The sequence below is a fragment of the Asticcacaulis sp. P2_B1 genome, from assembly GCF_056404915.1.
This window is the reverse complement of sequence record NZ_JBFUDD010000019.1, coordinates 80565-93164: the sequence shown is the minus strand read 5'-3', so window position 1 is coordinate 93164 and position 12600 is coordinate 80565. Positions and strand designations below refer to the sequence as shown.

Sequence of the window (12600 nt, the reverse complement as noted above, 5' to 3'; positions counted from 1 at the left end):
AGATTGGCCTGCGGGTCGGCAATATGGACCTTGGGTGTGACGCAGGCGACGCGGACAAAGCCGTGAGTCGATGGCGAGAAGAAATCTGGCATTTTGGCGCGCCTTTTTGGGAAATTGCCCATGTCGTAAAGTCATATATGCATTATTTGCGCGCCAAACCCAAGGCAAGCGGCGACTTAATTTACAAAACAAGCGATAAAAATGTATTTTTGACATACGCAATGAATCTATCCCGCATTTTTAGTTTCAGTAGCAATTACATCTCATCAATCCGTCTTTCGCCTTTTTCGCCAGGGGTTTCATTTTTTCAAAGCCACTGCGGCGCGGCTCTGTTAAGGAAGCGCGACTTTTAACGAATGAATGCAAACCATGAGCGTGACCTTTCAGGATATCGAAGCCGCGGCCGAGCGACTGGAAGGCCATATTGTCCGCACGCCCTGCACCTTCTCCCAACGGCTGAGCGCATCGACGCGCACCAAGCTGTGGATCAAGTCGGAAAACCAGCAATATACCTCGGCCTTCAAAGAACGTGGGGCGCTCAACAAGCTGCTGCAGCTCAGTGAAAAAGAACGCCAGCGCGGCGTTTTCGCGGCGTCGGCCGGCAATCATGGCCAGGGCCTCGCCTATCACGCCCAGCGCCTCGGCATTCCGGCGACCATCGTCATGCCGGTCGGCACGCCCTTCGTGAAGATCCAGCGCACCCAGAGCTTTTCGCCCACCATCGTCATCGAAGGCGCCAATTACGACGAATCCTCGGCCGTGGCTCAACAGCTGTGCGCCGACGTGAACGGCGTCTATGTCCATCCGTTCAATGACGAACAAGTCCTGGCCGGCCAAGGCAGCATCGCCATTGAAATGCTGGCCCAAGCGCCTGAGATCGATACGATCCTGGTGCCGATCGGCGGCGGCGGGCTGATCGCCGGCGTGGCCATCGCGGCCAAGGCCATCAAGCCGTGGATCAAGATCATCGGTGTCGAAGCCGCCATGTTCCCGTCATTTACGGCGCGCCGCCGCAACATGCCCATCCCCATGGGCGGATCGACGATCGCCGAAGGCATTGCCGTGAAAGACGTCGGCGATATCAGCTTTGCCCTGGCCAATCCGCTGGTCGACGATGTCCTGGTGATCGATGAGGCCGATTTCGAACGCGCCATCGCCGCCTATGCCAATGTCGAAAAGACCGTGGCGGAAGGGGCGGGCGCCGCCGGCCTGGCCGCCGTCATGCGCTACCCGGAAAAGTTCGAGGGCCGCCATGTCGGCTTGATCCTGTGCGGCGGCAATATTGACCTGCGCCTGTTGGCCAGCGTGCTGCAGCGCGAGCTGGTGCGGGAAAAACGGCTTGTCACCTATCGGATTCTGGGCGATGACAGGCCGGGCATGCTGTCGCGCATGGCCGATGTCATCGCCAATAAGGGCGGCAACATCGTCGATGTGGCGCACAATCGTCTCGTCCTCGATGTTCCGGCCAAGGGCGCCGAGTTCGATATCATGGTCGAGACCCAGGACGCACGGCATGCCTTTGAAATTTCGGAAGCCCTGAGGAGCACCGGCTATGCGTTACGTATGGACTAAAAAAGTCCCGCTTTTTTGTTTAGCCTTCATTCTTACCGCATGTGGACAAGCCATGGATAAATCAGAAGCCGCCGAATCCGTCGCGGCGCAAAATCTCAAAACCGGCCAGGACTATCTCGCCGGCATCGCCAAGGAACCGGGCGTCGTCGTCCTCCCGTCCGGCGTAATGTACAAGACGATATCTCGGTCGATTCCGACGGCCGACAGCGTGCCCGGCGCCCAGCCGACGGTCGCCGACAATGTCACCATCCATTACGAAGGCAAGCTGATCAACGGCGCGGTCTTCGACTCGTCGTTTGCCCGCAACGAGCCGGCCAACTTCCCATTGGGCCGGCTGGTGTCCGCCTGGCAGCAGGTCATCCCGCTGATGCATGTCGGCGACGAGGTCGTCCTCTACACGCCGCCGTCGGCGGCCTATGGCGAACGGGATATGAGCCCCGGCATACCGCCTAATTCGACCCTGATCTTCCGCGTTCACCTCCTGGGCATCGGCGCGCAATGATGAAGGCCTTCCTCAAGACCGGCCTCGTTGTGGCCATGCTGACGCTCGGCGCTTGCCAGGATAAATCGGCCATGGACAAGGCCTTCGCCGAACACGAAGCCGAGGTCGCCAAGGCGTCGGCTGCCAATGCCGCCTTCCTGGCCAATATCGCCAAGGAACCGGGCGTCGTCACCCTGCCGTCGGGCCTGATGTACAAGGTCGTCGCCAATCCTAACCCGGCGGCGCCGCAACCGACCGCCGAGGACACGGTGACGGTCAATTACGAAGGCAAGCTGGTCGATGGTACGGTTTTCGATTCGTCCTATAAGCGTAACCAACCCGCCACCTTCCCGCTCGGCCGCGTCGTCGAAGCCTGGCAGATCGGCATTCCGCTGATGCACACCGGCGATACCTATATGCTCTACGTTCCGGCCCGACTCGGCTATGGCGAACGCGACATGGGCGAGATACCGCCCAACAGCACGCTGGTGTTCAAGGTGCAATTGCTGGGGATCGCGGGCAAATAAAGGCTTACTCGGAGGTCAGCGCCCGTAACCGGACCGGCGTTGCCTTGAACGATGGTGTCTTGCTGCGCGGGTCGACGGCCGTTCCGGTCAGTACATTAGCCTCCGGGTAATAGGCCATGACCGAGCCCTTGGCGACATCGAAGGCGCGCAGGGTGACGTCCTTCATCACGCCATGGTCGGACTCAAGCGTCGCCGTGTCGCCGTCCCGGAAGCCCTGCGCCGCCAGGTCATCGGCGTTGAGCATGACGCTCCAGCGATCAATACCGCCGCGGTAGCTGTCGGTGTATTCGTAGACGATCGTGTTGAACTGACCTTCTGAACGGATGGTGGTTAGCAACAGACCCTCCGGCGCCACCGGCGGCAAGGCTCGCGTCATGAACGCCGCCTTGCCATCCAGGGTGTTGAAGCGCGGCGTGTGCAGCAATCTACCGCGAACATGAAATTCGCGTTTCGCCACATCGATATCGGCCAGATCCTCCATACCGGGGACGATTTTGGCGATGGCTTCGCGGATGGTTTTATGCTGTTTGAAGGCTTGGAAATCGATCGGTGACTCCGGCATGAGGCGCAGGGCGAGATCGCACAGGATGTCGCTTTCCGGCCGCACGCTTTTCAGCCGGGATATGCCGCCGTCGGACAGGCGGACAAAGTTGAACATCGATTCCTGCGTCGTCGGCTGCCATTCCTCGTCGCGCGCCGTCACCGGAAGGATCAGCACCTCACCGTCACCGATGCCGTGGACGTGGCCCCTGTTCAGGGTCGTCGTCAGATAGAGCTTGAAACCGATGCGGCCGAACGCGTCCATGGCCCAGGTACTGTCAGGATTGGCCTCGTAGAGATTGCCGCCCATCATCAGGGCAGCGTCGATCTCGCCGGCCTGGGCCCTCTGCATGCAGGCCATGGTGTCCATGCCGGTTCCCTTGGGCAGGACGATGCCGAACGCCTCTTCCATGCGCGCCAGGACGTCCTTGGCCAGGACCGGCTTGACACCGATCGTGCCGATGCCCTGGACGTTGGAATGGCCGCGTAACGGCAAGAGTCCGGCGCCAAGCCGGCCGATCTGGCCGCGCAACAGCGCCAGATTGGCGATATATTCGACATTGTCACAGCCATTGAGGTGGTGGGTGATGCCCATCCCCCAGGCGATGACGGCGTTTTGCGCCTCGGCATAGAGCGCCGCAACCCGTTGGATGTCGGCCCGGGTCAAACCGGTGCGGGCGACGATCTCATCCCATGATGTCGCTGCGATATCAGTGTGGAAGGCGTCGAAACCGTTGCTGTGTTCGGCGATAAAGGCTGCATCCTCGGCATGCATGTCCAGCACCGCCTTGGCCAGCCCCTTGAGCAAGGCCAGATCGGAGCCGATACGCGGCTGCAGATAGTCCGAGGCGATCCAGTCGCCACCGCTCAGCATCGACTTGACGCTTTTGGGCAAGGCGAAGCGGATCAACCCGGCCTCTTTGGCCGGGTTGATGATGACGACCTCGCCGCCGCGGTCGCGCACGGCCTTCAGCTTATGGATAAAGCGCGGATGGTTGGAGGACGGATTGGCGCCGATGACCAGCAGGAAATCCGCCCGGTCGAGATCTTCGAGTTCGACCGTTGAGGTACCGGTTCCGATCGTGCTGCCCAGACCCACGCCGGTTGCTTGATGGCAATAGTAGGAGCAGTTGTTGACATTGTTGGTGCCATAGGCGCGCGCCAGCAATTGCAGGACAAACCCCGCCTCATTGGACGACCGGCCGGAGCTATAGAAAAACGTCCGGTCGGGCTTGGCATCCCTAAAACGCGCCGCCGCCAGATCGAGGGCGCCATCCCAATCGATAGCCTGGAACCGGTCCGCACCGGCCGGCTTGTAAAGCGGAAAGGCCAGGCGGCCGAGATGTTCCAGCTCATGGCCGTCGAGCTCGCGCAGGTCTTCGAGCGGATGGGTCAGGACTTCGAGCGGAATGCCAGGCTGAATATCGGTCGATTGCGCCTGGATCGACTTGTTGCACACCGACGGGAAGTCACCGGATTCGTTGGTCATGCCGCCCTTCTGGCCCCCCATGCCCAAGCCGCAGGCCTTGCAGGTGTTTTTGGCGGTCAATGCCTTGGCGGTGTTGTCGAGGCCGATGCGCGTGGCGGTTTGCAGCGCGTACAGCACTTTTTTCATTCCGCCGCCAACGATCGCCTTGGTCATTGGAGGAGCCTGACCACCAGATCCTCGACCTCGCGTTCCTCTTTCTGGCCGGGCGAGACCATTTCATAGTGTCCGCTGCGTGTCTGGTCGATAATGGTGACCGTGTCGCCCTTGGCCACGGCCATGTCGCGATAGCCTTTGGCGGCATCCATCGGCAAGAAGACCGACGAAACAAGATATTGCGGCACGTGCAGCGGCAGCAGCATGGACGGTGAGGCGATATCGAAGCGCGCGGGCTGGTCGCCGGCCGTGCCGCCGATGAGCTGTTCGGCCGCATCGCCGCACAGGTTCGGCTCATAGCCCAGCGTCGGGCGCAGATCGCCCGGACCATCGAGATCGACCGCGGCGACGACCGGCAGGGGATCGGTGACGCTGAGTTCGGTGCCCGCGGGGATTTTCGATCGGGCGGCTACCCATAAAGCGGCATGACCGCCGGCGGAATGCCCCATGACCAAGACACGTTTGAGGTCGAGATTGTACGTTTTGGCCAGGACACGCAGATAGTCCGTGGCGGCGCCCCAATCCTGCAAGGTGCCGGGCCAGCCGCCCGTGCCGCCGATAAGCCGGTAATCGATATTCCAGGTGGCCACACCGCGCTGGGTCAGGGACGACGCCAAAGCCGCTGTATGTTGCCGCGTAGCGACGCCATCGGTCCAGCAGCCGCCATGGATGACGATGGCGACAGGGAACGGCCCCTTGCCGAACGTGACGGCGTCCGGCAGGCGCAGGTCGCCCGACTGCATCGGATCGGCGCCGTAGGCGGCGGTCACCGTCGGCGGGGTCGACGGCAGGTGATTGGGTGCATCATAGCCGAGACGCTGGGCGCAGGCGGTCATGGGAAGACTCAGGATGAGGGCCGACAAGGCGAGGCTGCGCAGCATGGGGGTCCTTCAACCTGTTGTCGTCGTGTGTTTATACGCCTGCCTTTATGCGCTGGATCAGGGCCGTCGTCGAGGGGTCGTGATCGGCGATGACGTCGCCCTGGATATCTTTCAGCACGTTGACGCCGAGGGTCTTGCCCAGTTCGACGCCCCATTGGTCGAAGCTGTTCAGGCCCATGATGATGCCTTCCGCGAAGGTCTTGTGCTCATACATTGCTAAGAGCGCGCCCAGGGTCGCTGGGGTCAGGGCGTCGAGCAGGACCAGGGTCGAGGGCTTGTTGCCCGGGCAGACCTTCTGCGGCGCGATTTGGGCGGTCTTGGCGTCGTCCATGCCGAGCTTGCGGCATTCGGCTTCCGAGGTTTCCAGCGATTTGCCGACCATGAAGGCCTCGCCCTGGGCGATGACATTGGACAGCAGCTTTTGTTGCATGTCGGTCGAAGCTTCGGCATTGGTGGCGGCGGCGATGAATTCCAGCGGCACGACGTCTTCGGATTGGTGCAGCATCTGGAAGAAGGCGTGCTGGGCATTGGTGCCTTCGTCGCCGAAAACGACCGGCGAGGTCTTGGTGTCGAGCAGGGCACCGGTCGGCGAGGTACGCTTGCCGTTCGATTCCATCTCGAGCTGCTGCAGGAAGGCGGCCAGGCGGCGCAGACGGTGGACATAAGGAATGACTGCGCGGGCCGGGCGATCGAGGCCGATACGGTTATAGATCTGTGCGGCGGCCAACAGGACTGGCGCATTGTGGGCGAAGGGCGCGGTCAGAAAATGCTGATCCATGGCGCGGGCGCCGTCGAGCAGCTCCTGATAGATGTCATAACCCAGCGCGATAATGAGGCTGAGCGACACGGCCGACGACAGCGAATAGCGGCCACCGACCCAATCCTTGAAACCGAAAACGCGATCGGCAGGGATGCCGAAGGCGCTTGTCTTGTCGCCGGCGGTCGACACGGCGGCCAGATGCTTTTTGGCGGCTTCCTCGCCCAGCCCCTTAACCAGCCAGTCGCGGGCAGCCATGAAGTTGGCCAGGGTTTCCTGAGTCGTAAAGGTCTTGGAGACGGCAAGGACCAGGGTTTCGGCCGGATCGAGGCCGGCCAGGGCCGCCGCCAGCTCCGAGCCGTCGACATTGGCGACGAAACGAATGTCGATTTGCGGCAATAACGGCGCGAGGGCCTGGAAAACCAGACGGGGTCCGAGATCCGAGCCGCCGATGCCGATATGGATCAGGGTCTTGAAGGGCTTGCCCGACGAACCCGTAATGGCGCCGGAACGGATGCCGTCGGCGTAGGCCTTCATGGCATCGCGCGAGGATTTGACATCGTGAGCGACCTCGGCGCCGCGCAGGCGTTCGTTCTCGCTGTCGGTGTCGCGCAGGGCGACGTGCAGCACGGCGCGGCCTTCGGAGACATTGATGGTCTGACCGGTCCACATCTTGTCGCGGGCGGCCTTCAGGCCCGACTGTTCGAACAGCTCGACGGCGCGGTCGAAGCCGGACTTCGACCAGCTTTGTTTCGAGACATCCACATGGATGCCGGCGACGTCGAGGCTCATCCGCGCCAGGCGCTCCGGGTCGATGCTGAACTGGTCGACGATGCGCGCGCCGGCATCGACAAAGGCCTGGGTCTTGAGGGCGTCCAAAGCGGTCATTTCAGTCTCCGAAGTACAATAGCTCTGCGGGCAATTTTCATGGGATTCCATGTCAAGCTTTTGGCCAGCCGTAAAGAGCCAATCGTACGGCTTTTCTGAATTATTTTGCGCTGCACAAAGATTGGTCTTAAGCCCTTCCAGGCATCCCCGAGCGCCCTGCGGACCAGCGTGCCCTTGCCATTGCGCGTGTCTTTGACGGCCATGATCAGGGTGAGACCAATATGGATCGGCAGGGTCAGCAGCAACAGGGCCAGCGGCATGTTCTTGAGATAAAGCCACAGCCGGTTGCGATAGCCGTGATACAGGGCAAAATCCGAGCGCACCGACGTCGAGGCCGAGCCTATATGGGCAACTTTCGCCTCCGGGATCAGCAGGCAGGTTTCTCCGGCCAAACGCGCGCGGAAGCCGAGATCGGCGTCTTCGCAATAGCAGAAGAAGCTTTCGTCGAAGCCGCCGAGCCGGTGAAACAGTTCGCGATGAATGACGAAGGCCGCGCCGCATGGAGCAAAGACCTCCCCTGTCGTCAAATCCGCCGGCATGGCCTGGCCGAACCCCATGCGATAGGGAAAGCCGAAAAAGGTTAGGGCGTCACCGGCGCCGTCGAGGCGGGCGATCTTTTCGGCATGGCCCTGCAGCGAGGCAAAAAGCCGGACCTCAGGATTTGCCTCGATGGCGGCCGACATGACATTCAGCCAGTCAGCGTCGAGAAAGGCGTCGGGATTGATAAAGGCCAGCCAGTCGCCGGTCGCAGCGGCCGCGGCGCGGTTCATGCCGGCGGCAAAGCCGAGATTGGCGCCGTTGCGCACCTGACGGACGCCCGGATAGTCGCCATGAAGTTCATCGAGATCGATATCGTCGGAATCATTGTCGGCATGGATGACTTCATGGGCCGCTTGATCGATTAACGAACCCAGACAGCGGTCAATATATTGGCCGCTCTGGTAGCTGAGCGTGATCAGGGAGAGGGCTGGCTCAGTCATACCGTCCCTGCCACTCGCGTAATACCTGGTCATCCGTTTCGGCAAAGCCGTATTCTGCTTGGGTTTTCGCGAAGTCCGCCGGTGACAATCCCTGGCGCAGCGCCCAAACGGCCGCCCCACGCACAACGGCACCGGCGTCGGTCAGACCACGCAGTAGAACCGATCGTATTTCAGCACTACCGGAATTTCTGAAGCTATTGCCAAGGGCATAGTGGACATTTCGCAAAAACGAATCGCGTCCGATGCGCTTGATCGGTGATTTGCTGAACAATGCGCGAAAGGCGGCGTCATCCAGTCCAGCCAAGTCTAAAAGCGAAAGATTATCAAAGCCTTGACGCGTCGCCAGTTTGATGTCGTACGTGGCTTGGGCGAACTTGTTCCACGGGCATACCGCCAGACAGTCGTCGCAGCCATAGATGCGGTTGCCCATGGCGTGGCGGTAGAACTCGGGCCACGGACCGCGGGTCTCGATGGTCAAATAGGACAGGCATTTGCGCGCATCCAACTGATAAGGCCCGACAAAGGCGTCAGTCGGGCAGATATCGAGACAGGCACTGCACGAGCCGCAATGATCGACTTCGGCGGCGTCCTCGTCAATCACGCGATCGAGCAGAATGACGCCCAGGAAGAGCCACGAACCGAATTCGCGCGACACCAGATTGGTGTGTTTGCCCTGCCAGCCGATACCGGCCAGTTGCGCCAGCGGTTTTTCCATCAGGGGCGCCGTGTCGACAAAGACCTTCAGTTCGCAGGCCGTTTGCGCGACGATCCAAGTCGCCAATTGCTTCAGCTTCTTCTTGATCAGCTCGTGATAATCGTCGCCTCGGGCATAAACGCTGATATTGGCCACATCCGGTTGTTCCAGCAGGCTGAGCGGATCCGATTCCGGGCCGTAATTATAGGCCAGGACCAGGGCAGATCGCGCGCCGGGCCACATGTTTTGCGGATGTTGCCGGCGTTCGAGCGTCTCTTTCATCCACTCCATCTCGCCGTGGTAGCCAGCGTCGACAAAGGCCTTCAGGCGCCCGGACGCTTCCCAGACGTCAGGCAAGGCGGCAAAGCGCGCCGCGCTGAAACCCAGAGCTCTGGCCTCGGTCTTGATAGTGCTGGCGATGTCGGTGATGGGGGCGTGTCGGCCCATGCTGGCTTTCCGGAGGTTCTGCGCCTCTTGTGACGGAAAACCCGCGGCAAAACAAGGCGGATGGACGGATCAGAAATCCAGCTCTTTATAATGCGCCGCCATTGGCATGCCGGGCAGTTTGTCATTCAGCAAAGGCCTGAAACACGGCCGGCATTTCAGCATCATGTACCAGGTCTTGAGCGCCGGATAGCGCGCCCAGTTGAGCTCGTCGAAATAGTCGAGCACGCTCAGTTGGGCGGCGCAGGCGAAATCGGCATAGGACATGGAATGCCCGGCCAGCCAGTCGCGCACGGCCAGCAGGCTTTCGAAATAGCGCAGATGGTCCTTCAACGCCGTACGGCCGGCGCGCATGGCGGCGATATCCGGCGTGCCGCCGCCGATCAGGCGCTTCTCCATTTTTTCGTGGAGCAGCAGTGCATTGACCTCGTAATCGAACTTGCGCTCGAACCAACCGACCAGGCGCCGCGCCTCGCCGCGTTCATTGACATTGGCCGGCCACAAACGGATGTCGGGATAGGCCTCTTCGAGATGTTCGAGGATGGCGCGGTTCTCGCACAAACGATGCGTTTGGCCGCCGGCGCCGGCCTCGGGCGTTTCGACCAGGATCGGCAGCAAACCTGACGGATTGAGGCGCAGCACGGTGTCGTCCGGTTCCCAGTAGCGGACGTGGACTTCTTCGAAGACAAGCTTCTTTTCGCCAAGCGCCAGCCGGACCAGGCGCGAATGCGGATCGAAGGGGAAGTGATAAAGTTGGCGTGTGTAGGCAGTCATATATGTGCCTTATGCCCCACTTGCCTGGCGAGTGTCAAAATTTCCGACATCACCATCCACGAGAACTTCCTGAAAAACCCCGCTATGCGGTTCGGCCAGGCCCTTGGGGTCGGGGTGAATAATGATGTCGGCATTGGGATAGGCAGCGATCAGGCGCTTCTCGGCGGAGATGATTATCTTGTGAGCCTCATCGAGCGTCAGGGTCGGCTTCAGTTCGACATGCATCTGGATCAGGATATAGGGCCCGGCCAGGCGTGTGCGCAGTTCATGGACGCCCAGGATGGCGTTGTCTTCGGCGACCAGATCGCGAATCTTCGCCTGGTCTTCCGCCGGCAAGGCATGGTCCATAAGGTGGTCGGCGGCTTCGCGCAGGACCTGGACGGCGCCCCAGATGAAATAGGCCGCCATGATGAAGCCGGCGACGGCGTCCATGACAAAGAACCCGAACGACGCCGCCACGACGCCGACCATGGCGATCAGATTGCTAACCAGGTCCGTGACATAGTGCATGCGGTCGGCCGATACGGCTACCGATTGGGCGGACTTCAGCGCCATGTTCTGAAACCACACCAGGCCGAGCGTCAGCACGATCGAGACAAGCAGAACAGCCAGCGCCCAGCCCGATTGCAGGACCGGTTTGGGGTGGAGAAAGTCGTGGACGGCCGATTGCATGATCAGGGCGCCGGAAGCGAAGACCAGCCCGGCCTGAAACAGGGCGCTGAAGGCTTCGGCCTTGCCGTGACCGAAAGGATGCTCCTTGTCCGGCGGCGTCTTGGCGTAACGGACGGCGTAAAAGGTCAGGAGAGACGCCAGCAGGTCGAGACCTGAGTCGGTCAGGGAGGCGAGGATCGACAGGGAGCCCGACGCCGCCAGGGTAAAACCCTTCAGTACGACCAGTATGGCCGCCACGGCGACCGACAAGGCGGACACCAGCTTGACCTTGCGCCCCGGCGAAAGGTCGTTGAAGTTGAAGCTGTTTTTTCCGGCTGTCATGTATCTGTCTTACCACGTCACGGTGCGTGTGCAACCCTGACGTAAAGCCTTACCGTCAAAGGAAAGTGACGGCAGCGTCATCACGCTTTCGTGCACGGCAAAGCTGTTAACAAGTGGTGAATCCATTATGGATTTTTCTGACGAACCCTGTATCATCAAATCTCAATCAATCTTGATTTCCAGTACAGTAGGACGCGTAACATGTCACGAGTATGGATCAGCCGCACCGAAGCTCTGAAGCGCCTCGACGTCAAGCCGCAAACCCTTTACGCCTATGTCAGCCGGCAGCGCATCGCCGCGAAAAGCGATCCGTCGCACCCGCGTAAGAGCCTGTACGCCCTCGACGACATCGAGCGTTTGTCGCGTCGCGCGCCCGGCCGGGTGGTAGGGCACAGTCAGGCCGCCGGTACACCCGTCACCGAGCCGTTGAGCGCCTTGACCGGCGGCACGATCACCCGCGGTGAAGCGGCGATCGACACCGAGATCTCGATTACACTGGATGGCCGGCACTATTATCGCGGGCGCGACTGCGTTACCCTGGCAGCGACCGAGAATTTTGAAGCAGTCGCGGCTCTGTTGTGGCAAAGCAGCAGTCCCAACCCGTTCGGACCGTTGAAGCCGCGGCCGGACGTCAACTTCCCCGGCGGGCCGCGCATGCGGGTGCTCAGCATGTTGAGCCGGCGCCTGGAGGAAGAGGCGATGACCGACATCCATCCGGACCGCGATCTCGGCCTGGAAGCCGCCAGCCTGCTCAATGAAATGGTCGACGCCGTCACCAATGGCGGGCCGCGCCTGTTCTTCCACCAACGCCTGGCGCGGGCGTGGAAGGTTTATGACAACAAGGATGCCGACCTGTTGCGCCGGGCCCTGGTGCTGTCGGCCGATGCCAGCCTGGATGAAGCGACCCTTGCCGTGCGTGTCGCTGCCGCGACCATGGGGCCGCTGGCTATTCCGTTGATGGCCGGCTTCTCCACCTTGACTTCGCCCAAGTTGGGCGGGCGGATTTCGCGCGCCGAGGCCTATGTCACCCAGGTTCGCCGCCAGGGCAATCCGCAGGCCCTGGCCAAGAGTCTGTTGGAAAAAGGGCTGGAATTGCCGGGCTTTGAAAAGGACGCGTCGCCATCGGAATTTGCCCGGGCCCGCGACCTGATCGAGGCGGCGCCGCATATGGGCGCCGATTTGAAGGCGGTTTTGCGCGTCGGCGAGGATATGACCGGCCATAGTGTCGGCATGTCGCTGGCTTTGGCCCTGATCGGCCGGCATTTGGACCTGCCGCGTGAGGCGCCGCTGACGCTTTACGGCATCGGCCGCAGCGCCGGCTGGCTGGCTCACGCCATCGAGCAGATGCAGACCGGCGCATCGCCGAAGGCGCGGTTACGCTATATCGGCGTTTATCCGCAAGTGACCGCATAATTTCGGTTAACAGC

At 61.2% G+C, this 12600-nt stretch carries 12 protein-coding genes; 5 read left to right on the top strand and 7 right to left on the bottom strand.

The genetic code is table 11. The annotated features are described in order from the left end of the window. From AC1DX3_RS23400 to AC1DX3_RS23385, 4 genes are all read left to right on the top strand, one after another. The coding region (locus AC1DX3_RS23400) for a hypothetical protein (protein ID WP_476991771.1) at positions 1–353 on the top strand (353 nt) is incomplete at its 5' end. 16 nt (positions 354–369) lie between these two features. Further along, entirely contained in the window at positions 370–1572 is a 1203-nt protein-coding gene (locus tag AC1DX3_RS23395) for a threonine ammonia-lyase (RefSeq protein ID WP_476991770.1), read from the top strand. Positions 1573–1624: 52 nt separating this feature from the next. Further along, positions 1625–2074, top strand: coding sequence for an FKBP-type peptidyl-prolyl cis-trans isomerase (locus tag AC1DX3_RS23390; protein WP_476991769.1), 450 nt, complete (start codon positions 1625–1627; stop codon positions 2072–2074). Continuing rightward, positions 2074–2580 carry an FKBP-type peptidyl-prolyl cis-trans isomerase gene (locus AC1DX3_RS23385; RefSeq protein WP_476991768.1) on the top strand — a complete coding sequence of 169 codons (507 nt, stop codon included), beginning with the start codon at positions 2074–2076 and terminating at the stop codon, positions 2578–2580. The genes AC1DX3_RS23390 and AC1DX3_RS23385 overlap by 1 nt, the downstream gene beginning before the upstream one ends. A gap of 4 nt (positions 2581–2584) precedes the next feature. Here AC1DX3_RS23385 and AC1DX3_RS23380 read toward each other — a convergent pair whose 3' ends face one another. The 7 genes from AC1DX3_RS23380 to AC1DX3_RS23350 all read right to left on the bottom strand — a co-directional run bounded on the left by AC1DX3_RS23380 (position 2585) and on the right by AC1DX3_RS23350 (position 11173). Beyond that, the gene (locus AC1DX3_RS23380) at positions 2585–4762 is read right to left on the bottom strand and encodes an FdhF/YdeP family oxidoreductase (RefSeq protein WP_476991767.1); all 2178 of its coding nucleotides are present in this window, start codon (positions 4760–4762) and stop codon (positions 2585–2587) included. Next, entirely contained in the window at positions 4759–5643 is an 885-nt protein-coding gene (locus tag AC1DX3_RS23375) for an alpha/beta fold hydrolase (protein ID WP_476991766.1), read from the bottom strand. Before AC1DX3_RS23375 ends, AC1DX3_RS23380 begins: the two co-directional genes overlap by 4 nt. Positions 5644–5674: 31 nt before the next feature. Then, positions 5675–7288, bottom strand: coding sequence for a glucose-6-phosphate isomerase (pgi, locus tag AC1DX3_RS23370; RefSeq protein WP_476991765.1), 1614 nt, complete (start codon positions 7286–7288; stop codon positions 5675–5677). Next, positions 7285–8268 (bottom strand): glycosyltransferase family 2 protein, encoded by a 984-nt coding sequence (locus AC1DX3_RS23365; RefSeq protein WP_476991764.1) that lies wholly within the window; start codon positions 8266–8268, stop codon positions 7285–7287. The genes pgi and AC1DX3_RS23365 overlap by 4 nt, the downstream gene beginning before the upstream one ends. Further along, positions 8261–9409: a tRNA epoxyqueuosine(34) reductase QueG gene (gene queG, locus AC1DX3_RS23360; RefSeq protein WP_476991763.1), complete on the bottom strand. Its 1149-nt coding sequence runs from the start codon at positions 9407–9409 to the stop codon at positions 8261–8263. The genes AC1DX3_RS23365 and queG overlap by 8 nt, the downstream gene beginning before the upstream one ends. 69 nt (positions 9410–9478) lie before the next feature. Beyond that, on the bottom strand, positions 9479–10180 hold the full coding sequence (gene fzlA, locus AC1DX3_RS23355; RefSeq protein ID WP_476991762.1) for an FtsZ-binding protein FzlA: 702 nt from the start codon (positions 10178–10180) through the stop codon (positions 9479–9481). A gap of 9 nt (positions 10181–10189) precedes the next feature. Further along, positions 10190–11173 (bottom strand): cation diffusion facilitator family transporter, encoded by a 984-nt coding sequence (locus AC1DX3_RS23350; protein ID WP_476991761.1) that lies wholly within the window; start codon positions 11171–11173, stop codon positions 10190–10192. A 201-nt stretch (positions 11174–11374) separates the two neighbouring features. On the opposite strand from AC1DX3_RS23350, the gene AC1DX3_RS23345 reads away from it, so the two are divergent. Continuing rightward, complete coding sequence (locus AC1DX3_RS23345) at positions 11375–12586, top strand: citrate/2-methylcitrate synthase (RefSeq protein ID WP_476991760.1); 1212 nt, start codon at positions 11375–11377, stop codon at positions 12584–12586. Positions 12587–12600 lie beyond the last annotated feature (14 nt).